The sequence below is a fragment of the Hymenobacter pini genome (assembly GCF_020421205.1).
Taxonomy (GTDB): domain Bacteria; phylum Bacteroidota; class Bacteroidia; order Cytophagales; family Hymenobacteraceae; genus Hymenobacter; species Hymenobacter pini.
In genome coordinates this window covers 47,708-72,234 of record NZ_JAIZZH010000001.1, presented here as the reverse complement: position 1 = coordinate 72,234, position 24,527 = coordinate 47,708, and the positions used below count along the sequence as shown (strand labels likewise).

Sequence of the window (24,527 nt, the reverse complement as noted above, 5' to 3'; positions counted from 1 at the left end):
CAACGCCTAGAAAGCAAAAAGCCCCTAATGTCCGTGCTGACGTTAGGGGCTTTTGAGTAGGTCTAAGTTGAGAGCTTTAGGGAGGACAGATTGCTTCGCGTTGCTCGCAATGACCTCAATTTCACAACTTCACCGCTACATCCGCTGCTCAGGCTTGGCGGCGGGCAGGGGTTTGCGGGGCAGCTTGGCGTCGCGCATGGCAGCCTGGTACACGAAGGAAGCTACCACCACGGAGGCTTGCTTCATGTCGTCGGCGGGCAGCCGCTCGTAGGTGTCCATGTTGGTGTGGTGGGTGCGGGTACCGTAATCCAGGGGGTCTTGGATGAACTGGAAACCGGGCAGGCCCACGGCATCAAAAGAAAGGTGGTCGGTACCGCCGGTGTTGCGCAGCGTAACAGTGGTAGCGCCCATATCGGCGAAGGGCTTGAGCCACTCCTGGAAGATGGGGGCGGCTGCATCGTTGCCCTGGGCGTAGATACCCCGGATTTTACCGGCTCCGTTGTCGAGGTTGAAGTAGGCGGCCAGCTTCTCGTGGTCGGGCAGCAGCTTCATGGTAGCGGGGTCGGCAAAGTGGTTTTTCACGTAGTTGCGCGAACCAAACAGGCCCTGCTCCTCCTCGCCCCACAACGCTACCCGAATGGTACGGCGGGGCTGCACCCCCGCGGCTTTCAGAATGCGCACGGCCTCCATCATTACGGCGCAGCCGGCGGCATTGTCGGTGGCGCCGGTGGCGGCGTGCCAGGAGTCAATGTGAGCACCCAGCATTACCACTTCGCTTTTCAGCTTTTTGTCGGTACCCGGAATTTCAGCTACCACGTTGTAGCCTTTCAGGTCCTGGTTCTGGAAGCGGGTGCGGGTTTCCAGCTCAATTTCTACCGGAATACCGGCTTCGGCGAGGCGGATAAGGCGCAACTGGTCCTCGGGAGCCATTTCCAGCTCGGGCAGCACCGGCTTGGCATCAGCCGCATAAGGGGCACCGTTCGAGGTGAAGAAGGTACCATCGGAGCCGCCGCGGGTGCTCAGGATAGCCGCCGCGCCTTCACTCAGAATCATATCCGACATTTTGGTGCGCAGGGCCATCATGGTGCGGCGCTGGGCCATGCGCTTCTCCATTTCGGCGTCGTCGGGCTTGGCGGTGGGGGGCTCGGGCTTGAAGTCGGCCATCTTTTGCAGCTCCTCGGCGGTGTAGCGCTTGGCATCGGCCTCAAAGCTGGGCTTGGGCGGGTTAGCCACATCCAGCAGCACAATTTTGTCGCGCAGCTGGCCTTTATACTTGTCCAGCTCGGCTTCGGTGGTGGCTTTCACCACAATTACCTGCTTTTTCAGCGGGCCGTTTGTGCTGGGCGTCCAGGCTTTGGGAGCCCCGATGAGGGTGTGATAGTACGGCGCGGTCATGGCCACATATGACTTCTCAATATCCCAGCCGCGGCCGAAAGTACCCCAGGGCTCAATAGTAGATTTGCTCAGGCCCCAGGTAGTGAATTGCTTCTGCGTCCACTCGTTGGCACGGGCCAAGCCAGCCGAGTTGGCCAGGCGGGGGCCACATACATCCGTCAGGTAGAAAGCCGTTTCCATCACTTTGGAGCGGTTCATTCCCTCATCCTTGATTTTGGCCAGCATGGCCGGGTCGGCTTTAGTGCCTTGCTGGGCCCAAGTAGGCGTGCTGAGAGCCAGGCCCCCGGCCAGCGCGAGGAGTTGAAGTTTGTTCATTCGGGAAGTTGGTTGTAGAGTGGAGTTTCTACCGCCAAAGAACCAAAAAACCGCGTGACGTTGCGTGGCAAACACCTGCTTCTATTCCTGCCCGCCATTCCAAGCATATAGTACATCAAACAGAACGTCATTCCTCGACTCCGCTCGGAATGACGTTCTGGGAACCTGTTACCGCTCCACTTCACCTCCTACCCCACCAGCTTATCCGGCGTGATGGGTAGCTCCCGGATGCGCTTGCCTGTGGCGTGGTACACGGCATTGGCCACGGCCGCGGTAAAGCCAATCAGGCCAATTTCGCCCATGCCTTTGGCGCCCATAGGGTCGAGGTGCTGGTCGGGTTCATCCATGAAAATCACGTCGATGTCGGGCACATCGGCGTTTACGGGCAGGTGGTATTCGGCCAGCTGGTTGTTGAGGTAGCGGCCGAAACGGTGGTCCATGCGGGCTTCTTCCATCAGGGCCATGCCAATACCCCAGGTTACGGAGCCGTACACCTGGGAGCGGGCCGTTGTGGGGTTGAGCACCCGCCCCACATCCAGCGCCGATACCACCCGGCTCACGCGCACCTCCCCGGTAGGCTCATGCACCCGCACTTCCACAAAATTGGCGCAAAACGACTTGCCCGAGTACTGCTCCTGCTCGGGCCCTTTGTCGGCTTCCCGGGTCAGGACGAGGCCCATGAGGTTGTGTTGGCGCAGCAGTTCAGTGTACGAAAGTTGCTCTTTTGGATGGCGGGCTTGGCGAACCATGCCGTTTTCCAGCACTACCTCTTCCGGTTTCAGCTTGCGCCTGGCCCATTCCGGGGCGCGCACGGCCAACTCCTGCAACTGCTGGCGCAGTGCAATACACACGGCGTGCACCGCCGAGCCTACCGAGGCGGCCGTGTGGGAACCAAACTGCCCCGGCGCGGGTGGCAGGCTCGAATCACCCAGCTCAAAAAGGATATTTTCCACGGGTACCCCGCTGGCGTCGGCGGCAATCTGGCTCATGATGGTGGCGGTGCCGGGGCCTACGTCGGCGGTGGCGCTTTGTACCAGCAGGTGGCCATCGGCGAAGAGTTGGGCCCGGGCGCTGGCTTTAGTGCGCTCGGCTTTATAAATGCCCATACTCATGCCCCACCCTATCAGCCACTGTCCGTCGCGGGTGGCGCGGGGTTGCGGGGGCCGTTTGCTCCACCCAAACCGCTCGGCGCCCTGCTCGTAGCAGCGGCGCAGCTGGTTACTCGACCAGGGCTTGTCGTCCACGGGGTCTACGTTGGCAAAGTTTTTCAGCCGCAGGACCAGCGGGTCCATGTTCAGGGCATAGGCCAGCTCATCCATAGCCGATTCCATGGCAAATGAGCCGCTGGCTTCACCGGGGCCGCGCGTCCAGGCGGGAGTGCTTAGGTCCAGGGGCACTAGTTGGTAGCGGGTGTTGAGGTTGGGCGTGCGGTAGGCCGATTTGGTAGGGTCCACGATGCGCTCCGTGAATTCCTCGTAGCGCGAGGTTTGCCCGTAAGCCTCGTGCGTCACGCCCACTAGCTGCCCATCAGCCGTAGCCCCCAGCCCAATTTTCTGGATGGAGCAGGGCCGGTAGCCCACAAGGTTAAACATCTGCTGGCGCTGCAGAGCCACTTTCACCGGTCGGCCCACCAGCTTCGCCCCCAAAATAGCGGCTACCTCCTGGGGCCAGATGCGCGAAGCCCCGCCAAATGCCCCACCCACGAATGTGGAATGCACCTGCACTCCGCCCTCGGGCAGCTTAAACATGCGCATCAAATCCTGCTTGGCCAGGGCCGGGGCCTGGGTTTTGTTGTACACCGTGAGTTGCTGCGGGCTCAGCCAGTGGGCAATGGCAGCGTGGGGCTCCATGGGGTTGTGCACCTGCACGGGTGTGCGGTACTCCTGCTCGATGTGTACCGGCGCGTTCTGGTAGGCGTTGGGCTGGCCCCGCAGGTAGTCATCGGCTTTTTTCGGCTTGATGCCCCGGCTGCGGTGGGCGGCCAGCTCGGTTTCGGGCTTCAGCACCTCGTACTGCACCCGTACCAGCGCGGCGGCATGCTGGGCGTGTTCCAGGGTATCAGCCAGGGCCAGGGCCACGGGTTGGTTGCTGATGTGAATCTGGTCGTCGTGGAACACGCGCAGCTCCTGGCCTTCCAGCCGGGGGTTGTTGTTGGCCTGGGCATCCTGGTAAGCCGGTACGCCGGGCGAGTTGCGGTGCGTGAGTATGGCCAGTACGCCGGGAGCTTTTTCGGCCGCCGCAGTGTCCAGCGCCCTGATGCGGCCTCGGGCAATGCTGCCGGTTACCAGTACGCCGTGCACCACGCCCGGCACCGCATGCTCGGCGGCGTAGCGCGCCTGGCCGGTTACTTTATGGCGGCCATCAACCCGGCGCATGGGTTGACCAATGGCGGCAACTGGCGGGGGAACGGTAGGCAGGTTTTCAGGCATAGTACGGAGTGGCTAGGGCAGATACCTAATACCTGCCTTCGTGTACGGCGCTGTTCTGTAAAAGCTGCCTGTCTCATTGCTACCGTCGTATATCCCATCCTGGGACACCACGTCACTAAGGTGCCATTTAGTAGATGCAGCAAACAATAATTTATCCTATTTTGATAAATTATTGACTATTATTAATAATATTCGTATCTATTCTGACAAATGGCACTAGGTGTTTGATAGCATAACTCAGCGCGTTATGGATATCGTAAAACGTAACAATATTCGGCTACTGGGCCAGGGTACGCACACGCTGCTGTTCGTGAATGGCTTCGGCTGCGACCAAACCATCTGGCGGTACCTGACCCCGGCCTTTTCCAAGCAGTTTCGCCTGATTCTGTACGACCATGTGGGCTCTGGCTTATCGGATACCACAGCCTACGACCCGGCCAAGTATGCCTCTTTGGAAGGGTATGCGGTTGATTTGCTGGAAATATGCCGGGAACTGAAGTTGCAACAGGTAACGCTTATCGGGCATTCTGTAGGGGCCATGATTGGGATGCTAGCCGCCATTCAGGAGCCGCATTACTTCCGGCAGTTGCTGCTCCTGTGCCCCTCTCCGTGCTACCTGAACGAAGGCAGCTACCACGGCGGGTTTGAGCGCCAAGACCTGGAGGAAATGCTGGCCTTTATGGACAAAGACTTCGTGGGCTGGGCTGACTACATCACGCCCTTTATTATGGGCAACCCCGACCAGCCTTCCCTCACGGCGGAGCTGGCCCACAGCTTTTGCCAGAACGACCCCACCATTGCCCGGCAGTTTGCCCGTGTAACGTTTCTGGGCGACAACCGCGCCGACCTCACGCAGTGCCGCACGCCCTGCCTACTGGTGCAGTGCGCCGAGGATATCATTGCCCCCCTGGAAGTAGGCGACTACCTGCACGAGTCCTTACCCGATGCCACGCTCATCACGCTGCCCGTAGCCGGCCACTGCCCCCACGTAAGCGCGCCCTCCGACACCCTGGATGCCCTGGAAACCTTTATGGCTGCGTAAGAGAGAGGCCGGTATCTTCGCTGTCATATGATGACCGATTATGAATAGTGAGGAAATCAGGCACCTCATCACCAGCGAGCTTGCTGCTCCAACTATGGCTGTTACACAGCAATACCTTGATATACATCAAGTAGTATTTGAGGGAGGAACTCCTGTCCTAGCTCGCGTAACCTCACCTGATGCAGAGGGTATTTGTTGCGCCTATCTTCCGATACAGGATGAGAAATTCTTTTTAGCTATCTATATCAATACCAAATCTGGTCTGGTCTGCGGAATTCATACTGAGTCTTGGCACCGGGTGAGCCTGCGGGCTACTTCAGAAACGATGAGTGCACGGGAAATGGCCGCTTTGACAGCATTACCAGCTACAACGCAATGGAGCAAGGGGCAGGCCCGCTCATGTGGCCACGGCTTTTACTCCTTTAGCGCCCTCCACTTTACGCCCAATCCAGAGCCTGATACATTTGAACACAAACTCGAAAAGCTTCTGGATTTCCTGGAGCAGGACGTTACGGGGATTCAGCAACTCCTCCAATGTACCAACTGCGGCATCGATGTAACGATGGACATGCATAATGGTACTGGCATGCTGGGCGGCCCCTTTCTTTCGGCTCATACCATTCAACGTGTTGCTCGTCTGGGCCTGGATATTGAGTTTGATTTATTCGTATCCGGAAAGCCATTCCGTGACTAGTTGGCTTTCTGTGCAGCTCTCATAACAACCTCACTCCCGCCCCGCTCGTCTAAATCGGCTACCACCTACCGTGTAGCCGATGAGCCTCTGGGAGATTATTCAGCGCCTATTTCCGTACGTGCGGCCCTACCGCGGGCTCATTATTGCCACGTTGCTGCTTACGCTGGTGGGCTCGTTGGCCGCCCAGGTGAACCCGTTTGTGCTGCGCTACACCGTGGATACGGTGCAGGCTTTGCTGAACCGCAACGCCACGCTGGCCCAGGGCATGCCGATGCTGCTGCTAGTGAGCGGACTGCTGCTGGGCAAGGAAATCATCAACACCTTCATCCAGTTTGGGCAGAAATTCTACGGCGAGAAAATCCGCATCAACGTGTCGAGCACGCTCATGCACGACGCGGTGCACCGGGTGGTCAACTATCAGCTCGGCTTCTATGCCGACACCGGCAACCAAACCGGCAAGCTCCAAACGCGCATCGACCGGGGCGTGGAAAGCCTGATGAAGCTGGTGCAGAACTTCTTTATTGACATTCTGCCCCTGTTCGCCAACTCCATCGTGGCGCTGGTGGTCATGTTCACGGCCAACGTGTACGTGGGGCTGGTGGCTGTGGCGGTGCTGCCCGTTTACTTCTGGCTGAGCTACCGGCAGGCTGATAAGCTCAACGGCACCCGCCGGGCCCTACGGGGCCTGCGCGAAGCCCGCAGCCAGGGCCTCGTTAACCTCATCGACTCGGCCGTGGTCATCAAGAGCTTCGTGCGCGAGGACTACGAGGAAGAGAAGCAAAACCAGCAGCAGGACGCCCTGCAGCAGGCCCAGCTCGAAACGCGCAAGACCAACTTCCTTTACGACGGCCTCAAAACCTTTACCGAGCAGATCGGGGTGGTGCTCATCATCATCCTGACGGCCTACTTAGTCCTCGACCGGCAGATCAGCATCGGGGCCATCATGTTCCACATCCTGTTGTTCAACAACGTATCGGCCCCGATCCGGCAGCTGCACCGCATCTACGATGAGATGAACGACGCCCTCACTTACTCCGAGGGCTTCTTCGACATCCTCGACGCCAAGGATGCCCGGGAGCCGAGCGGTACGCTAAAACCCGAGCACCTGCAGGGCACCTTCGATATCTGCAACGTGGACTTCACCTACCCCAGCGGCACCCAGGCCCTGCACGACGTATGCCTGACCATTGAAGCGGGTAAAACCACCGCCCTGGTGGGCCTGAGCGGGGCCGGCAAAAGCACCATTATTAACCTGCTCTGCAAGTTCTACGAGCCCCAACGCGGCAAGATGCTGCTCGATGGCAAGCCGCTGGCCGACTACGACACCCACGCCCTGCGCCAACAAATCGGGCTGGTGCTGCAGAAGAACCACATTTTCAAGGGCACCATCGAGGAAAACATCCGCTACGGCCTGATGGACGCCACGCTGGAACAGATTCAGCACGCAGCCAAGCAGGCCTATTTGCACGAGCAGATTATGGACCTGCCCAAGGGCTATCAGAGCGACGCGCAGCAGCTCTCGGGCGGGCAGCAGCAGCGCATTGCCATTGCCCGACTGTTCCTCAAGAACCCGCCCATCATCTTCCTCGACGAGCCCACCGCCTCCCTCGACGCCATTGCCACCGAGCAAATCAAAAACTCCCTTGACGCCATCAAAAAGGGCCGCACCGTGGTTATTATCTCCCACTCCCTGGCCCAGATTGTGGATTCCGACATCATTTACGTGATGAAGCAGGGCCGCATGGTAGAAAGTGGCACCCACGAGCAGCTCTACGACCTGCGCGGCACCTACCGCGAAATATTCGACGCCTCGGCCCGCAGCCTCAACATAGAGAAGCTGGCGCGGGTGTTGGTGGATGACGGGGACGAGGTGGAAGATACGGCGGCGTAGTAGCATTGTAGCGCGAACTTTGTAGTTCGCGTCCCCGCGCCGTTTCAACGATTAGCTTCCGGGACGCGAACTACAAAGTTCTCGCTACTTGCGCTACTCATGGATTTGCTATTGCATTGCCTCGGACCAGTATGTATAGGGCCACTGTTCCCAGCTTTCGACAAGACCTGCTTTTACCGGGTTGTTCACCACGTACGTAAGTATGCGTTGCATCTCCTCTCCGTTGCGCACAATGTGGTCGTAGGTTTCGCGCTGCCAGAACTGTCCGGTTCTTCCCAATAGTTTGTTGGCTTGCAAAGCTGTATAGCCTTTAATGCGTTGCAGTGTTTCGGCTAATTGCGGGGAATTTTCCGGGAGAGAAACAACTGTATGCACATGATTCGGCATGATGCAGTAGCAAATCAATTCGTATGCCTTTCCGTGGAAATGGTGTAGTGAAGCTGCTAACAAGCTGGCTATAGCCGGTTCGCGGAGCCATGTAGGGCCATAGGCAGACCCATCCAGCAACTGGTCGAAGTAGCCAAAATAGCGGCGTTGTTGGGCGTAGGTAAGCTCAGTACTATCAATCTCTATACTTCTGGACTGCACCCGCAGACGAGCTAATACAGCTTGGGGAAGAGAATCAGCTAGACGAAACGTCAGGAATATAGCAGAGCCAGGAGGTAAGCGGTGTGGCAGATTTCGCTCGTAGTACAGAAGGTTGCCCATCCAGCAAGAAAGCAGGATATCAGCATAGTGGCGCATTGTAGCGCGAACTTTGTAGCTCGCGTCCCGGAAGCTAATCGTTGAAACGGCGCGGGGACGCGAACTACAAAGTTCGCGCTACATTTAACCCATGACCCTCGACCTCACCGGCATCACCAGCAAAGCCGCCATTCACCAACTGTTTAAGGAGAAGTTCGGCTTCGAAGATTGGTATGGAGCTAATTGGGATGCTTTCTGGGACTCTATAGTAGCCATTGTGGAAATGCCACCCGTGTTGACGTTGATCAACTGGCAGGAATTTGCTGAGCACTGCCCCCGCGACATGCAGATTCTGCGGGAGGTGATAGACGATTATGCGGTAGAAGTGGCGCCTAAGCGCATTGTGCTGGCCTGATTGTGTTGCCCCGCTTACCTGGTACACTGCTTACTACCAGACTCCCGCCTACCCTTTTGGCTAATACAAAGGGCCTTTTGACTAAATCGGCGTTTCGGATGGTACAGACCTTTGCTAGCGTCAACCAACCGAAAGAGCCTGTTATGAAAGCAGTAAGAATCCATGCGTTTGGCGGCCCGGAAGTGCTCCACCTAGATGATGTGGCGCGGCCCGTGCCGGCAGCGGACGAAATCTTAATCAAGGTGTATGCCAGCGGCGTTAACCCGGCCGACTGGGTAGTGCGAGAAGGTGGCAACGACGTGCTGCGCCCCCACCTGAAATTGCCTATGCCCCTGGGCTGGGACGCGGCCGGCGTTGTGGAAGAAGTGGGTAGCGCGGTGACTGAGTTTCAAGTAGGCGACGCCGTGTACGGGGAGCCTGATTTTCCCGGCGCCGGCAGCTACGCGGAATACTGCGCGGCCAAGGCCAGCCAGTTCGCGCACAAGCCCCGGAGCATCAGTTTCATCGAAGCGGCCGGGGTGCCGCTGGCCGGCCTCACGGCCTGGACGGCCCTCTTCGCCGATGGTAAGCTACAAGCCGGGCAACGCATCCTGATTCAGGGTGCTGCGGGCGGCGTGGGCAGCCTGGCGGTGCAGTTTGCCAAAGCGAAAGGCGCCTACGTCATCGGTACCGCCTCGGCCGCCAACCTGGACTACCTTCGGCAGCTGGGCGCCGATGAGGTGCTGGACTACCGCAGTCAGCCGGTAACGGACTTGACTCAGGGCGTGGACCTGGTGCTGGAAGCCTCGCCGCTGCGCGACAATGCAGAGCGTCTGCGCACAGTGGCCGCCTTGCAGAACGGGGGCATCTTCGTCAGCGTGAACGTGGACTTTCCGTTCAGCGAGGAAGTACTGGCCGCCCTGGCCGCCAAGCGCGCCACCGGCCGGTTATCGAACAACCAGCCCCGGCAAGAGTGGCTAGCTGAAATGGCCCAGCTGATTGACGCCGGTAAAGTGAAGGTGGTCGTTAGCCAGGTGTATCCGCTGGAGCAAGCAGCCGAGGCCCACCGGGAAAGCGAAACCCGGCACGTGCGCGGCAAGTTGATACTGAAAATCCAGCAAGAAGCCGAGTCGGCATGAGGCACTTCAAAACCATCAGCGAGTTTCACGCCTACCGGGGGCTGCCCAAGCCCCAGCACCCCCTGCTCAGCGTAGTGGATGTGGGCACGGTTGGGCACCTGCACGACGGGGAGTCGACGCAGTTGCTGCTGGATTTTTACACCATTTCCGTCAAAAGAATGCGGAATGCGAAAGGCACCTACGGGCAGCAGCCATTCGATTTCAATGAGGGCATTTTGTCCTTTATGGCGCCCCGGCAGGTATTTAGCATTGCGGCAGTAAACCCAAACGAGCAGATAGAAAAATCAGGTTGGGTAGTGTATATCCACCCTGATTTCATCTGGAATACGTCGCTGGCCACGACCATCAAGCAATACGACTTCTGGGATTATTCGCTGAACGAAGCTCTGTTTCTTTCGGCCAAGGAAGAAGCCAGCATCACGGCGCTCATTCTCGCCATTCAGGAGGAGTATCACGCCAACATCGACCGGTTCAGCAAGCCCATCATCATTTCGCAGCTGGAGAGCCTGTTGCATTACGCCGACCGATATTATCACCGGCAGTTTATCACCCGCGAAAAAACCAACCATCAGGTGCTGGCGCGGGTCGAGGATTTACTGCGCGCGTATTTCAGCAGTCCGGATGTGGCGGAAAAAGGCCTGCCGACCGTGCGCTACGTAGCCGAACAGCTGCATCTTTCCCCGAAGTACCTGAGCAGCCTGCTGCGCGTATTAACGGGGCTGAATACCCAGCAGCATATTCACGCGCAGCTAATCGAAAAGGCCAAGGAACGCCTGTCTACTACCAGCCTGACCGTCAGCGAAATTGCGTACGAGCTGGGCTTTGAGCACCTGCAGTCCTTTAGCAAGCTCTTCAAGACCAAAACCAACCTCTCGCCGCTGGAATTCAGAGCTTCTTTTCAGTAGCACACTAGAGCGGGGTTGGTAGTGCGGGCTCGGTTGCGCCGCTTGTTTTGGGCTGTGCGCGGGCGAAACGTCAGGCGGCAGTACAAATTTCGGTTTCGGCTGTTCCAGTGTCATTCACCACCGGGGGCGCCCGCAACCAGGCCTATAACATCGTGAACGGGGACGTATGCCGCTGGAGCTGACTCTGGGACCGGCTGGCCGATTGGTTCGGGATGGAAGCGGCTGGCTTCGATGGCACTGTGCGCCCCTGGAAGCCGAGCTGGCTAACAATGCCGACCTGTGGCGCTACATTGCCACCCGCCACGGTCTGGCACACCTACCTGGGCCGCCCCATTGTGGTGATGACCGACATTGCCAAGAGCCGCAAGCTGAGCTTGCTAGTATACCAGGTCACCGACGAGTCGTTCTTCGACCTGTTCGGGCAACTGCACGCCGACCGTCTTACTCCGTAACTAATTCTCCGGTACTACAACCGCCGCCTCCCCGCACCTGCTTGGCGACGGGAGGCGGCGTGTAGGCATAGTTTGCACCGCCAGGATTAGTAACTGCGGGAAATGCCCTTGCTCGGGTAAGAATGAACCATATTTCAAGTAATCTTGGCGTGGCATTGCCTTTCGGCGGCCGTCTCGTCATATGCAGTACTTCTTCCGCGTTTTTCTGCTAGCCGTTCTGCTACCCATAGCCGTGGCCCAGGCCCAGAAAGCACCGTACACGTTCCGCGCGGTGCCGCTGCCGCCAGAGCTGGCGGAGCGCGAAAACCAGTTTTCGGGGTTATTCGTGCACCGGGGGCAGCTGCTGCTGCTCTCGGAAAGCCGCCTGCAGGACCGGGCCGAAGCCAAGGTGTACGGCCTGCCCCTGGGCCGGGTAGATAGCGTGCTGGCTGGCAAAGCCTCAGCCGTAGCGTACCACAAATATCCCCTGCTGGGCCTTGACAAAATCAGGGCGCGGCTGGATAGCGCCGGCCAGGCCTACGAAGGGTTGGAAGGCCTCACCATGCTAGGCGACACGGCCTATTTCACCATCGAAACCACTACGCCTTCCGCCTACTGCTACCTGATTCGGGGCCGGCTGGGGGCCAGCAACGTTACCCTGGACCCGGGCTACCTGGTGCCGCTGGCCAAACCGGCCCTGACCGATGGCTCCCACATCGAAAATGCGGGGTTTGAGGCGGCTACGGGCTACAACAAAAGCCTGCTACTGTTTTTCGAGTACAACTACTTCCGGCACGACAACTACGCCCTGCGGCTCCCCTCGGCCCAGCGTCTGCCCGATATTCCGCAGCTGGTGCCCATACAGCGCCTCCCTTTCCGCATCACCGACCTGACCTACGAGGGCCGCAACCGGTTTACGGCCATCAACTACTTCTTCAACGGCAAGGATGACCAGGTGTATCGCCCGGAATCCGGCGCGGCAGATGCCCGGTTGGTACTGGATGCGGCCGGCCAGTACCAGAACTACTGCCGCCTGATTCGGCTGCGGTACCGGCGCGGCAAGGTCAGCTGGAAGCCGCTGCTGGAGCTACCCCGCGAATACATGACTTACAACTGGGAAGGACTGGCCGCTTACCGGGGCGGCTATTTTCTCATCAACGACAAGTACGGCCCCAGCAAGCAGTCGACGCTGCTGTATCTTGAGAAGAACTAACCGCTGACCTGCCCATGCTTCGCGCCTCCCTGCTTCTGCTGTTCCTGCTGCTTGGGCAATTGGCCTTGGGTCAGTCGAAGCAGGTGCCGTACGGCCACAACCCTGCGGCGGGCAAGTATGCGGCCGTGCGGGGCATCAAGATGTACTACGAAACCTACGGCGCGGGCCCGCCGCTTCTGCTACTGCACGGCAATGGCGGCAGCAGCCAAGATTTCGCCCAAACCATCCCCTATTTCGCCAAAAAGTACCGCGTCATTGCCCTTGACAGCCGGGCCCACGGCCAGTCGGCAGATGCTGGTGATTCCCTGAGTTTTGAGCAACTGGCCGACGACTGCGCCGCCCTGCTCACCCATCTACGCCTTGATTCGGCTTACGTGCTGGGCTGGAGCGACGGAGGCATTACGGCATTGCTGCTGGCCCAGCGCCACCCGGGCAAAGTGAAGCGCCTGGCGGCCACCGGGGCCAACCTCTGGCCCGACTCCACGGCCCTAATGCCCGAGCTGTGGCAGCAAATGAAACGGGGCTACCAGGAGGGCCGCACCCAACGCTTCACCGATGCCAAGCGCCGCAACGACTGGAAGGTATTTCTGCTGGATTGGCGCCACCCGCACGTGCCATTGTCGCAGCTAGCGGGTATCCAGGCTCCCGCCTTCATCATTGCCGGCGACCGGGACGTTATCCGACCGGAGCACACCTTGGCCATCTACCAGAACCTGCCCCGGGCCTGGCTGTGGATAGTACCCAACAGCAGCCACGCTACCCTGCACGAGCACGCCGACGAGTTCAACCGCAAAGTGGATGAGTTCTTCCGTGCGAAGTCCATTCCAGCTCCCGCACGCTAATAACAGCCTCACGTTCAAATTCCTACAACCGGCTATTCACGAAGCTTTGCTTCTGACTTTAGATGCCACTTAGACGAAGCCCGACAATAACCGCGGCTGGAAAGGGTGCGTTAGCCTTAGCCAAACCTATCCTTTCCATCATGGCATCATCCACCAAAACAGCCCTCATTACCGGCGGCACCAGCGGCATTGGCCGGGAGCTGGCCAATTGCTTCGCGCAAGACAAGTACAACCTCATTCTGGTGGCCCGCAACCAGCAGGAGCTTGACCAAACGGCCCAGGAAATCCAGCAGCAGCACGGCGTGCAGGTTACCACCATTGCCAAAGACCTCTTCAAGCGCGAGGCCCCGTTTGAGGTAGTGGAGCAAGTGAAAGCCAGCGGCGTACAAGTTGACGCCCTGGTAAACGACGCCGGCCAAGGCCAGTACGGCACTTTCGACACCACCGACATCAACCGGGAGCTGGACATTATTCAGCTGAACATTGGGGCCTACGTGGTATTTACTAAGCTGTACCTGCAGGAAATGCTCAGCCGCGGCGAGGGCAAAATTCTGCTGGTAGGCAGCATTGCCGGGGAGCTGCCCGGCCCACTGCAGGCGGTATACCACGGCACCAAAGCCTTCGTGAATTCCTTCGTGGAGTCGATTCAGAACGAGAATAAGGACAAGGGCGTCACCATCACCAACCTGTTGCCCGGCCTCACGGATACTGACTTCTTCAACAAAGCCGACATGACCCGGGCCAAAAACGTGGCGGAGAAAAGCGGCATGTCCTCCCCCGCCGACGTAGCCGAAGACGGCTACAAAGCCCTGATGGCCGGCGAAAACCGCGTCATTTCCGGTCTCATGAATAAAGTACAGGTAACCGCCAGCAATGTATTGCCCGACGAGCTGGTAGCCGCCAACGTGCACAGCCAGAGCAAGCCCGTAGACGGCAACGAAAGCGCCCAGTAGCGGCAGGCTTCATCTGCAACTGCTCGCCTCCAAAGCCCGGCCCGAACAGGCCGGGCTTTTTACAGCCCGCCGAAAAACACTGGTTCAGCTAGACGATTTACCCGGCTGGCTGTTGTAACAGCTTCCGCCGCATCTGTGGCAGCATTTCTTTCCCTGATTTCGTTTATGCAAAACACTGCCCTCATAGTTGGTGCCAGCGGTATTATTGGCAGTAACCTGGCTCAGGAACTAGTGGCTTATGGCTGGCCCACCTACGGTCTGGCCCGTTCGCCCCACACCGATATTGCCGGCCTGCACCCCGTAGCCGCCGATTTGCTCAGTCCCGACAGCCTGCGGGCCGCTTTGGCCGATGTAGCTCCTACTCACGTGTTCATCACCAGCTGGATGCGTCAGGATACCGAGGCTGAAAATATCCGGGTGAATAGCCTGATGGTGCGCAACCTGCTGGACGCGCTGGCTCCGAAACAGTCGGTGCAGCACGTGGCATTGGTAACGGGCCTGAAGCACTACCTGGGTCCTTTTGAGGCCTACGTGAGTGGAGGCACCCCACCGCCCACACCCCTGCGCGAGGAGCAGCCCCGCCTTCCGCTCGACAACTTCTACTATGCCCAGGAAGACGAGGTGTATGCCGCGGCCGCGCGCGACGGATTTACTTGGAGCATCCACCGGCCCCACACCATCATCGGCAAGGCCGTGGGCAACCTCATGAACCTGGGCACCACCCTGGCCGTGTACGCCAGCATCTGCAAAGAAACCGGCCGCCCCTTCCGCTGGCCCGGCTCCGAAGCCCAGTGGAACGGCCTGTCCGACGTGACGGATGCCCGCATCATTGCCAAGCAACTGCGGTGGGCCGCTACTACCGAAGCAGCCCGCAACCAGGCCTTCAACATCGTGAACGGGGACGTATTCCGGTGGAGCTGGCTGTGGCCCCGGCTGGCGGCTTGGTTTGGCGTGGAGGCCGTGGGTTTCGATGGTACCATTCATCCGCTGGAAGCGGAGCTTAGCCAGGATGCGGCCGTGTGGCGGGCCATTGCTGAGCGTTATCAACTCGCGGAACCCGACCTCAACCGCCTCGCCTCGCCCTGGCACACCGACCTGGACCTGGGCCGGCCTATTGAGGTAATGACCGATATGGCCAACAGCCGCAAGCGGGGCTTCCAGGAATACCAATCCACGGAAGACTCATTTTTCGACCTTTTCGCGCAGCTTCGTACCGACCGCCTGATTCCGTAAGTAGAGCGGACAGCTGGTTGCCCACAAACTCAGGCAACCGCTTCAGTGAAAATGAGTAGTGTACTTGACGTGTAGCTGCCTGCTCCTGGATGTCTTATCCGATGTAATATGACGACAACCTCTTTGAAACGTGGTGATGGTAGCGTGTACCTGACGGTAGAGCGGAACCGTACCGCCGGCTGGATTCACGCCATCTGGCACGGCCGCCAAACAATAGGCTCCATCATGGACGGCGGCCTCACCTACGTAGATATGCTGCGTGAGGAACCCTGCAACAAACTCCTGAATGACCACCGCAACCTGGAAGGTGCCTTTACCGAAGCCAACGACTGGATTGAGCAAGTGTGGACGCCCCTGATTATCGGTGCTGGCCTACGCTATTTTGCCCAGGTTCTCTCCCCCGATATTTTCGGCCAGCTTTCCATCGAAAACCTGCAGCTCCGCATCGGCAACCAGCTGCACATGCACATGTTCGATAGCCTGGAAAACGCGCAGGATTGGCTAAGAGCACAAGAATAAGTAGCCGGATTTGCTACGTACCAAAACCACAACGCCCAGCCAAATTGGCTGGGCGTTGTGGTTTACTGTAGGACGGTAGCCTACGAGTTGGCGTTAGTGATGAGCTCTACCAGTTCCTCCGAAATGCCGGTGCTGCTGAAGCCACCGTCGTGCATGAGGTTCTGCATGGTCACGTAGCGCGTCAGGTCCGAGAACAGGCTGATGCAGTAGTCGGCGCAGGCTTCGGCCGGAGCGTTGCCCAGCGGCGACATCTTATCGGCGTAGTCGTAGAAAGCGTTGAAGCCGCTGATGCCGGTGCCGGCCGTGGTTTTGGTGGGCGACTGGCTGATGGTGTTCACCCGCACTTTTTTCTGCTTGCCGAGCCGCTGACCGTAGCTACGGGCAATGCTTTCGAGCAGGGCTTTGGCCTGGGCCATATCGGTGTAGTCGGGGAAGGCGCGCTGGGCGGCAATGTAGCTCAGGGCTACGGCCGAACCCCACTCGTTGAAAGCATCCTGCTTCTCAGCCACGGCCAGCATCTTGTGGAACGACAGCGCCGACACGTCCAGGGTTTTCTGGTACCACTCGTAGTTCAGCTCGCCGTAGTGCTTGCCCTTGCGGATGTTGGCGCTCATGCCAATGCTGTGCAGCACGAAGTCAATTTTACCGCCGAGGTGCTCCTGGGCCCCCGAGAACAGCTTCTCCAGGTCCTCCATCGAGGTAGCATCGGCCGGAATGATGGGTGCGTTGCACTGCTCCGAGAGCTTGTTGATTTCGCCCATGCGCATGGCCAGCGGGGCATTGGTGAGCACAAAGCGGGCACCTTCGGCGTGAGCCTTCAGGGCTACTTTCCAAGCAATGGATTCTTCATTCAGCGCGCCGGAAATAATCCCGACTTTGCCCGCGAGTAGGTTACTAGCCATTCGTTTTTGATTGTTCGTTGGTCGTTTTTCGTAATCTGGAGCTGTTTGCCAGTCAGAGCGAGTCTGCTATTTGCGCAACGCATCCTGAATCAGGCCCCAAGTTTACAAAGAACCCCTCACTAAAACCGAACAACGAAAACCGAACCCCGAAATCTTACCCTGCCATTTCCACCCCACGCAGGGCCAGCAGCTCCCGGGCGCTGTGGTAGGCGTGCTGGCTGGGGTTGGCTCCGGAAATCATCTGAGCAATTTCGTGCACCCGCTCTTCCTGGCTTAGCTCCCGGATGCGGCTCACGGTGCGGTCGGCGCGGTCTTCCTTATACACGAAGTAGTGCGCGTCGCCGGCGGCGGCCATCTGGGGCAAGTGGCTGATGGTGATGAGCTGGTGCTTTTTGGCCATCTGCTGCATCATGCGGCCCACCTTCACGGCAATTTCCCCGCTGATACCGGTATCAATTTCATCGAATACGATGGTGGGCAGGGCAGTCTTATCGGCCAGCATGTACTTGATGCAGAGCATCAGCCGGGAGAATTCCCCGCCCGAGGCCGACTTGCTTAGCGTTTGGGGCTGGGCACCTTTGTTGGCCGTGAACAGGATGCTCACCACATCAATACCGCTGGCAGTTGGGGCGCTTTCCTGGTGCTGCACCACAATGCGGGAGTGCGGCATACCCAGATCCACCAGCAACGAGGCCAGCTCTTTCTCAAACTTCGGGAACACTTTGCGGCGGGCTTCCGAGAGGCGCTGGGCCTGCTTGGTTACGGTGGTCAGCGAGGCTTCCACGTCGCGGCGCAGGCGGTTGATTTGCTTGTCGAGGTTGAGTACCGAGCCCACTTTGTCGCGCAGGTCGGCGCGCACGGCCAGCAGGGCCACCACGTCGCGCACCTGGTGCTTGCGCTGCAGGCTATACAGGATGTTCAGGCGGCCCTGCAACTCGTCGATGCGGGCCGGGTCGCCCTCCGTGCGGCGCTCCACAGCTTCCAGCTCATCGGCAATATCGTGCAGCTCAATCAGGCAGCTATCCAGACGGCCTTTCAGCTCCCGCACGGGCTCAGAGTAAGCGGAAATCTGGCCCAGCAGTACGGCAGCATCCTTCATGGCGCTGGTGGCGCAGTACTCCCCTTCCGAAATGCCCTGCAGAGCGTGCGTGAGCTTAAATTTGATTTCCTCGGCATGCTCCAGTTCCTTCACCTCCTGCTCTAGCTCGTCTTGCCGCTCGTTGTCGAGGCTGGCATCTTCCAGCTCGTTTAGCAGAAAGCTGTGGTAATCCAGCTCCTTGTTGGCTTGGGCCACTTGGTCCTCCAGGGCTTTCAGGTCGGCTTCCTGCTTGCGGTACTGGCGGTAGGCGTTGCTGTACTGCCCGCGCATGGGCACCAGTCCGGCATACAGATCCAGCAGGTTCAGCTGGAACACCGTATCGCCGAGCAGCAGGGTATCGTGCTGGGAGTGAATATCCATCAGGTTGGCCCCAATGTGGCGCAGGGTTTCCAGCGTCACGGGCGTATCGTTGATGAAGGCCCGGCTCTTGCCCGCCGGGCTAATTTCGCGGCGCAGAATGCACTGCCGGTCGTAGTCCAGGTCCTCCGCCTCGAAAATATCCTGCAATTGGTAGCTGCGGATGTCGAACTGACCCTCAATCACGCACTTCTTGTCCGTATCGAACAGCATGCGCGAGTCGGCCCGGTTGCCCAGCAGCAGCCCAATGGCCCCCAGCATAATCGACTTACCCGCGCCGGTTTCGCCGGTAATAATGTTAAGCAGCGCCGAGGGACGCAGCTCCAGTTTTTCAATCAGCGCGTAGTTCTGAATTCGCAGATCAACCAGCATAACAAACCAAATGAAGGCCGGAACGCCGGCCGTAGCTGCCAAAGAAACCTGCTACGGTCCGGCCAGCAACAACCGAGTCTAGTAGCTTTAGCAAAGCTACTAGTTCATTTAGTCAAATGCCAATAAAATTTGCTTGCGTTTTCTTTCTGCCTAGCCAGATTATGGCTGCCGCAGAATCGTCTGGTAGCGGGCCGAGTTGGTGGGGTCTACTTCGGTGAGCAGGGTGGCTACCTGAGTTTTCTGCTGCTGGTCGGGGCTGCTACGGAATACGTTGGAAATTTCCTCGGCCTTAGTGGTGAAAAAGGCGCGGGCCAGCAACGTACCGGGGCGGCGCTGCACGGCCTGTTGCACCCCTTGCAGGGCGGTGGCCATGTTGGTGCGGGCCTCCTCAGGCTTGGTGATGAAAATATCCATTCCCTGCCGGTAATAGGCGTAAATGGCGCTCCGGAATGCCTCCAGCTGTGGGTCCTGCAGGTTATTGAGCAGCCAGTACCGGTTGCCATTGTTGGTATCCTTCCAGCCTTCATCGGCCTCGTTGGTCACGTTCTGGGAAGCCGCGTTTACCAGCACCGTGCGGGCCCGGTCATAATAGGGCGAACCGCTCAAGGGCGCGAAGCTGTCCTGGTCCATGCCGATAATCATGTAGGCATAGAAGGTCAGCAGCGACGATAGGTTGCCCACAAACGTAGTTTCGGAGTAGTCGATGGGGTTTTGGGGCGAATAGTTAAATACCCAGCCCCGGTCGGCAAAGCTCAGCAGGTTGGTTTCGTAGCCGGTACCGTACACCGGGCGGGTACTCAGAATGCGCACGGTGGCTTTGTAGGTGCCGTTCTGCGGAATTTCGGTGATGCCCACAAACACTTTGCAGCGGATTTTCTCCTCGGGCCGGTACGCTTGGTTGGTAAAAGGCCGGGTGTTCAGAAACTGCTGGATGTCTCGCTTCATATCCTGCACCAGCTGCCGGTCCGAGATGGTCACGTTTTCAGTGGACACGGTTACCTCGGCCAGTAGCTCCTGGGCCTGGGCGGCAGTGCTGCCAGCAACGAGCAACAACAGTAGAAAAAGCTTACGCATGCGCTTGGGATGAAAAGCGGGCCAACACGAAACGCACAATATCCTGCGCTACTTCGGTTTTGGCCTTTAGCTCGAAGATAGTGCTTTGCCCGTCGGCGGCCAGCAGGGTTACTTTGTTGGTATCGTGGCGGAAACCGGCCCCGGCGTCGCGCAGGGAATTCAGCACCACTACGTCAAAGTTTTTGCGCCGGAGCTTGTCGAGGGCGTGGACCTGCTCGTTTTCCGTCTCCAACGCAAAACCCACCGAAAATTGTTCGGGCCGCTTGGTTTTCCCCAACTCGGCGGCAATATCCACGTTCTTCACCAGCTCCAGCGTGAGAGTTTCGCCGGCCTTCTTGATTTTTTGCTCGGCCACCTGGGCAGGCCGGTAGTCGGCCACGGCGGCGGCGAACACCCATACGTCGGCAGCCGGAGCCACGGCGGCAGCGGCTTCGTACATCTCCTGCGCCGTTTGCACCCGCGCCGTTCGGATGTGCGGGCTAGCGGGGTCAGGCAAATTGGTAGGGCCGCTGATGAGCGTTACCTCAGCCCCTTCGGCCGCGAAGGTTTCGGCCAGGGCGTACCCCATTTTGCCGGTGCTGTGGTTACCAATGAAGCGTACCGGGTCGAGGGGTTCGTAAGTGGGGCCGGCAGTAATCAGGACGCGCATGAATCAGAGAATCAAAGGGAGAAAGTAAAAGAGAAAAGCTCGAACCGTGGCATCAGCCGCTGCCTTTTCTCGGAATGCAACCAGCAGCAGGCGTAAAGACACCTAGTACTGCACTGAGCCCTGACTTTCTATTTTTCATCTTTTCCCTGCCTGAAAAACTGCTCCAGCTCCTGCACAATGGCCTCGGGCTCCAGCATGCGGCCGGGGCCGCTGAGGCCGCTGGCCAGCTCACCGGCCGGCGAATCCCATACGGTGGTACCGTCCTCGCGCAGGCGGTGCAGGTTGCGCTGAGTGGCGGGGTGCTGGTACATATCCAGGTCCATGGCCGGGGCCACAAACACCGGGCAGCGGGCCGAGAGGTACACGGCATCGAGCAGCGTATCACAGAGGCCGTTGGCCAGATGGGCCAGCGTATTGGCCGAGGCCGGAGCTATTACCAACGCATCGGCCCACAAACCCAGGTGCACATGGTTATGCCACTCCCCGGCCTGCTCATCCTTCAAAAACCCCTGTAAAACCGGATTTTTGGATAGCGTACCCAATGTCAGCGGTGTAACGAAGGCCACGGCCGCGGGCGTCAGAATCACCTGCACCTCGGCGCCGGCCTGCGCCAGCAACCGCACTAGCAGCGCCGATTTGTAGGCGGCAATGCTGCCGCTCACACCCACCAAAATTTTTCGTCCCTGCAGCATCTGGCAGATTAGGGGTTATATTATAGCACTTGCCGGGGCAAGTATAAACACCAAAACGCCATGCCGAACCGGGCCGGTGGCGGCACTGGTTTAGCATGACGTTTCAGGGGGCCATTAAAGCCGGCGTGGCTTAGCCTTTTACTTCGTCTTCCGAGGGAGTCTGGAAGTGTACTTTCCCTTCCAGGAACTCTTCTACGGCCAGGTTGGTGGGCTTGGGCAGCCGCTCGTAGTGCTTGCTGATTTCAATCTGCTCGCGGTTTTCGAACACTTCCTCCAGGTTGTCCACGGTGGTGGCAAACTCGGCCAGTTTCCCGTTCAGCTCTTCTTTCAGCTTCACGGCAATCTGGTTGGCGCGCTTCGAGATGATGGCGATGCTCTCGTACACGTTGCCGGTTTCGGTGGTGAAATCCGACATGTTGCGGGTTACGATGGAAGCGGGTACGTTATTGGGAGCTTTCATATTCAAATGTGTTGAATGTGTTTTAAGATGAGGTATGTGAAAACGTAGTGCGAAGACTTATGCGGTGCGGTGAATACAATTTCTCACATTCAACCACATTCTCCTCGCATTTTCCACATTCACTTGGCCGCTGTGCCTTCCGTAGGCTTCAGCTTGGCTACTGCGTCGCGGGCTTGGTCGTACATCCGCTCGGCGTCTTTCAGATTTTTGCTCTGCGGGAAGGCATCCACGAAGTTCTGGTAGAAGGCAATGGCTTCCAAATACCGTTCCCGCTGCTTTTCCTCCACGCTTTCGTTGGCCAGGTCAAACTGGGCACTTAGCTTCAGGAAAGCCGCCTGCTCGCCGTAACCCGAAGAAGGATACTGCTGCTGAAACTGGGTAAACGCCGTTACGGCCGACTGGTAGTAGCGCAAATCGTAGTAGAGGCGGGCGCCGCGGAAGGCTTTATTTTCCAGCTTCTTCTGCAACTCCTGCGACATACCGTCGGTTTCAGAGCGAAACTTGCTCTCGGGGAAGCGGTTCAGGAAATCCTGAATTACCTCAATGGCCGTGTAGGTGTTGGTCTGGTCGAGCTGGTACTCCGGCGAGTCGCGGAACAGGGATTTGGCCTGCATGAAGGCTGCTTCCTCCGCTAATGGCGAGTTGGGGTAGGTCTCGTAGAACGTCTTAAAGTAGTAGGCGCTCAGCGTGTAGTTGCGCTGCTGAAAGTTGGTATTGGCGAAGTAGAACTGAGCTTTTTCAGCCTCCGGGCGGCCTTTTAGCAGCGGAATCAGCTCTTCCAGCAGCGTGCCGGCCTTGAAATAGTCGCCCTTCTCATAGTACTGCACGGCGGCTTCGTACTTCTTGTTCACGTCGGTGCTCTTGAGCAGCTTTTGGTAGCCACTGCAGGAGCCGAGCAACAACAGGCTCAGGAACAGAACAAAGACGGTCGGACGGAAAGACAGCATAAGGGGCGCAAAGGTAAGAAGAATCGGTGAGGCAAATCAGTTGTCAGTGATGAGTTGCCAGTTACCAGAGAAATTAGCTCGTCATTGTTAGCCTTGGCAAGGTATTCCCCGCCCTGATGGCAGTAAGAATGAATAGCTGACTTTATTTCCTCACCGGTTTAGTCGTTGATTTAGCTTTCGTAGCGGCCGGCTTTTTGGGCGCGGCTTTTTTGGTCGTTGTTGATTTTTTTGCCGGAGCCTTCTTTTTGGGTTTGGCGGGCGGGGCGAAGTGCTTGCCTAACGTCTGGCGGCGGGTGGGGCGTTCCGTGGCGCGCCAGCGGAAATCCTTGAGTTTGGCGTCTTCCGGCTTCAGCTCGTTGGGCGGAATAAACTGGGCTTCGGGGTTGGTAAGAAAACTGATGGTATTGAGCTTGCCGTCCTGAAACCGCAGCGCCATGGTAGCCGAGAGGCTTTTGTTGACGCCCGACACGGCCGTGTCACCCTCAAGAGCATAGTAGAGGCTCTCGGCGTTGCCAAGCACATCAATTTTTTTGATGGATTTGTCGCGGAAGTAAGCCACCATGTTGCGGCCCTTCACCTGGTTAAAGTTGAGCAACGTGTCCTGCCCGATGCTGAAGGCATGCCCGAACAGGCGCATCTGATCAATCTGGCCCCGGCGCTGCTGAATCTCCATCGAGTCGGCGGTGAGCTGGTTGCCCTTGTTCCAGAGCACCGGGTCGTGGCTGAGGTAGATGATGGAGTCCTGCCGGTCGTAGGTGAGCGAGTCGCAGCGGCCCTGCAGGTCGGAGCGGAAGATGCGCACCTTGCGGTAGGCGTAAATCACGCCGGCCTTGTTCTGGGGCGGGCGGCCCTCAATGCTCACCAGCGTATCGGCCGATAGGTACAGCGTGTCCTTATCGTTGATGTTGCGCATCACCGGCTGGCTGCCGTACACCTTGGCCCGGCCCTGGGCCCGCCAGTACCGCCCCACGTCCCCGCGAATTACAATGTTGTCCTTCTTCGAGGTCATCGACACGCGGCCGGTGGCCACGCCGTACTGCCGGGCTTCGTCGTAGTACAGGTTGTCGCCGCCCAGCAGGTAGTTGGGCGTTTCGATTTTGGCGTTCCGGGCGAAGTTGGAAATCTTGGTAACGGTATTGTAGTTGCCGTTTTCAGCGTAGAGGTTGCCCTGCTTGCCCTTGATGCGGGTGGGCCCGAAGAAGTAGGCAATCTTGCTGACGGTGTTGTACTGCAGCGTATCCGTGTCGATGGTGTTTTCCTTGGTAATCAGCTTCACGTTGCGTTTGAAGCTGAACACCTTGCTTTGGGTGTTGTAATACCCAAACTGGCTGTCGAGCGTGTTTTCCGTGTCCTGCAGGTGGCCGCCGGTGCTGTAGTAAGCCAAGTTATTGTTCAGGTCGTAGTCGAGCAGCTGGGTGGTAAGGGTCATGCGCGGGTCGCGCATGGTCACGTTGCCGGTCATACGGGCCTTGCGGGTGTCGCCATCATAGGTGCCCCGGTCACCGGTAATGGTGATGGTATCGTTCTGAATGATGCGCACATTGCTGAATGCTTCCAAGGCATTCCGCTCGGTGTACTGATAGGCCGAGTCACAGTAGAGCAGCGTGGTGCCTTGGCGGAAGCTCACGTTGCCAATCAGCTTCCGGATTTCGACCCCATTAAAGGTACCGCCAATGAGTTGCTGGGTGCCGGGCAGCAGTTCAATACGCTGCCCCTGAACCGGCGCAGGCTGGTTGCCGGGCCGCGCGGCCGGGCGCTGCTGGGCCCAGCTCAGGGCGGGCAGCAACAGCAGCAATAGAAGAAAAAGTGGCTTCGGGAACGACATTTCAGCGCAAAGGTACAGAAGGGCCGTTGCTAACGGTTTTCTTTGTGGAATAGTACGCCATTGTCCGTTCA

At 58.5% G+C, this 24,527-nt stretch carries 23 protein-coding genes; 12 read left to right on the top strand and 11 right to left on the bottom strand.

Annotated elements, in window-relative coordinates; genetic code table 11:
* Nucleotides 1-135 precede the first annotated feature (135 nt).
* Together LF252_RS00335 and LF252_RS00330 are read right to left on the bottom strand one after the other, a co-directional pair.
* The gene (locus LF252_RS00335) at nucleotides 136-1,710 is read right to left on the bottom strand and encodes a M28 family metallopeptidase (RefSeq protein WP_226266020.1); all 1,575 of its coding nucleotides are present in this window, start codon (nucleotides 1,708-1,710) and stop codon (nucleotides 136-138) included.
* Nucleotides 1,711-1,898: 188 nt separating this feature from the next.
* Nucleotides 1,899-4,139 (bottom strand): xanthine dehydrogenase family protein molybdopterin-binding subunit, encoded by a 2,241-nt coding sequence (locus LF252_RS00330; RefSeq protein WP_226266017.1) that lies wholly within the window; start codon nucleotides 4,137-4,139, stop codon nucleotides 1,899-1,901.
* Between the two features lie 247 nt (nucleotides 4,140-4,386).
* Between LF252_RS00330 and LF252_RS00325 the strand changes: the two genes are divergently transcribed.
* The 3 genes from LF252_RS00325 to LF252_RS00315 all read left to right on the top strand — a co-directional run bounded on the left by LF252_RS00325 (nucleotide 4,387) and on the right by LF252_RS00315 (nucleotide 7,766).
* Nucleotides 4,387-5,181, top strand: coding sequence for an alpha/beta fold hydrolase (locus tag LF252_RS00325; RefSeq protein WP_226266015.1), 795 nt, complete (start codon nucleotides 4,387-4,389; stop codon nucleotides 5,179-5,181).
* Between the two features lie 94 nt (nucleotides 5,182-5,275).
* A complete protein-coding gene (locus LF252_RS00320) occupies nucleotides 5,276-5,875 on the top strand; it encodes a DUF4279 domain-containing protein (protein ID WP_226266013.1) in 600 nt (199 codons plus the stop codon).
* A 79-nt stretch (nucleotides 5,876-5,954) separates the two neighbouring features.
* Nucleotides 5,955-7,766, top strand: a complete 1,812-nt coding sequence (locus LF252_RS00315) for an ABC transporter ATP-binding protein (RefSeq protein ID WP_226266011.1) — start codon at nucleotides 5,955-5,957, stop codon at nucleotides 7,764-7,766.
* 108 nt (nucleotides 7,767-7,874) lie between these two features.
* Here LF252_RS00315 and LF252_RS00310 read toward each other — a convergent pair whose 3' ends face one another.
* A complete protein-coding gene (locus LF252_RS00310; protein WP_226266009.1) occupies nucleotides 7,875-8,510 on the bottom strand; it encodes an REP-associated tyrosine transposase in 636 nt (211 codons plus the stop codon).
* Nucleotides 8,511-8,601: 91 nt separating this feature from the next.
* On the opposite strand from LF252_RS00310, the gene LF252_RS00305 reads away from it, so the two are divergent.
* From LF252_RS00305 to LF252_RS00265, 9 genes are all read left to right on the top strand, one after another.
* Nucleotides 8,602-8,865, top strand: a complete 264-nt coding sequence (locus tag LF252_RS00305; RefSeq protein ID WP_226266007.1) for a barstar family protein — start codon at nucleotides 8,602-8,604, stop codon at nucleotides 8,863-8,865.
* A 143-nt stretch (nucleotides 8,866-9,008) separates the two neighbouring features.
* Nucleotides 9,009-9,983 carry an NADP-dependent oxidoreductase gene (locus LF252_RS00300; RefSeq protein WP_226266005.1) on the top strand — a complete coding sequence of 325 codons (975 nt, stop codon included), beginning with the start codon at nucleotides 9,009-9,011 and terminating at the stop codon, nucleotides 9,981-9,983.
* The gene (locus LF252_RS00295; protein WP_226266004.1) at nucleotides 9,980-10,888 is read left to right on the top strand and encodes a helix-turn-helix domain-containing protein; all 909 of its coding nucleotides are present in this window, start codon (nucleotides 9,980-9,982) and stop codon (nucleotides 10,886-10,888) included. Before LF252_RS00300 ends, LF252_RS00295 begins: the two co-directional genes overlap by 4 nt.
* A 269-nt stretch (nucleotides 10,889-11,157) precedes the next feature.
* The gene (locus tag LF252_RS00290) at nucleotides 11,158-11,340 is read left to right on the top strand and encodes a hypothetical protein (RefSeq protein WP_226266002.1); all 183 of its coding nucleotides are present in this window, start codon (nucleotides 11,158-11,160) and stop codon (nucleotides 11,338-11,340) included.
* Nucleotides 11,341-11,521: 181 nt separating this feature from the next.
* Nucleotides 11,522-12,532, top strand: coding sequence for a hypothetical protein (locus LF252_RS00285; protein WP_226266000.1), 1,011 nt, complete (start codon nucleotides 11,522-11,524; stop codon nucleotides 12,530-12,532).
* A gap of 14 nt (nucleotides 12,533-12,546) precedes the next feature.
* Nucleotides 12,547-13,374, top strand: coding sequence for an alpha/beta fold hydrolase (locus tag LF252_RS00280; RefSeq protein WP_226265998.1), 828 nt, complete (start codon nucleotides 12,547-12,549; stop codon nucleotides 13,372-13,374).
* Between the two features lie 140 nt (nucleotides 13,375-13,514).
* On the top strand, nucleotides 13,515-14,327 hold the full coding sequence (locus tag LF252_RS00275) for an SDR family NAD(P)-dependent oxidoreductase (protein WP_226265996.1): 813 nt from the start codon (nucleotides 13,515-13,517) through the stop codon (nucleotides 14,325-14,327).
* 165 nt (nucleotides 14,328-14,492) lie between these two features.
* The gene (locus LF252_RS00270; protein ID WP_226265994.1) at nucleotides 14,493-15,560 is read left to right on the top strand and encodes an SDR family oxidoreductase; all 1,068 of its coding nucleotides are present in this window, start codon (nucleotides 14,493-14,495) and stop codon (nucleotides 15,558-15,560) included.
* Nucleotides 15,561-15,668: 108 nt separating this feature from the next.
* Nucleotides 15,669-16,079, top strand: a complete 411-nt coding sequence (locus LF252_RS00265) for a hypothetical protein (protein ID WP_226265992.1) — start codon at nucleotides 15,669-15,671, stop codon at nucleotides 16,077-16,079.
* Between the two features lie 80 nt (nucleotides 16,080-16,159).
* On the opposite strand, the gene LF252_RS00260 is transcribed toward LF252_RS00265, so the two are convergent.
* The 8 genes from LF252_RS00260 to LF252_RS00225 form a co-directional block, all read right to left on the bottom strand.
* Nucleotides 16,160-16,981, bottom strand: a complete 822-nt coding sequence (locus tag LF252_RS00260; protein ID WP_226265990.1) for an enoyl-ACP reductase FabI — start codon at nucleotides 16,979-16,981, stop codon at nucleotides 16,160-16,162.
* 154 nt (nucleotides 16,982-17,135) lie between these two features.
* Nucleotides 17,136-18,809 carry a DNA repair protein RecN gene (gene recN / locus LF252_RS00255; protein WP_226265988.1) on the bottom strand — a complete coding sequence of 558 codons (1,674 nt, stop codon included), beginning with the start codon at nucleotides 18,807-18,809 and terminating at the stop codon, nucleotides 17,136-17,138.
* Between the two features lie 159 nt (nucleotides 18,810-18,968).
* Complete coding sequence (gene porD, locus LF252_RS00250) at nucleotides 18,969-19,883, bottom strand: type IX secretion system protein PorD (RefSeq protein ID WP_226265986.1); 915 nt, start codon at nucleotides 19,881-19,883, stop codon at nucleotides 18,969-18,971.
* A complete protein-coding gene (locus LF252_RS00245; protein WP_226265984.1) occupies nucleotides 19,876-20,532 on the bottom strand; it encodes a phosphopantothenoylcysteine decarboxylase in 657 nt (218 codons plus the stop codon). Before LF252_RS00245 ends, porD begins: the two co-directional genes overlap by 8 nt.
* A gap of 128 nt (nucleotides 20,533-20,660) precedes the next feature.
* A complete protein-coding gene (locus tag LF252_RS00240; protein ID WP_394370392.1) occupies nucleotides 20,661-21,224 on the bottom strand; it encodes a flavoprotein in 564 nt (187 codons plus the stop codon).
* A gap of 130 nt (nucleotides 21,225-21,354) precedes the next feature.
* A complete protein-coding gene (locus tag LF252_RS00235) occupies nucleotides 21,355-21,684 on the bottom strand; it encodes a DNA-directed RNA polymerase subunit omega (protein ID WP_226265982.1) in 330 nt (109 codons plus the stop codon).
* Nucleotides 21,685-21,803: 119 nt separating this feature from the next.
* Nucleotides 21,804-22,631 (bottom strand): outer membrane protein assembly factor BamD, encoded by an 828-nt coding sequence (locus tag LF252_RS00230; protein ID WP_226265980.1) that lies wholly within the window; start codon nucleotides 22,629-22,631, stop codon nucleotides 21,804-21,806.
* Between the two features lie 142 nt (nucleotides 22,632-22,773).
* A complete protein-coding gene (locus tag LF252_RS00225) occupies nucleotides 22,774-24,456 on the bottom strand; it encodes an OstA-like protein (RefSeq protein WP_226265978.1) in 1,683 nt (560 codons plus the stop codon).
* Nucleotides 24,457-24,527 lie beyond the last annotated feature (71 nt).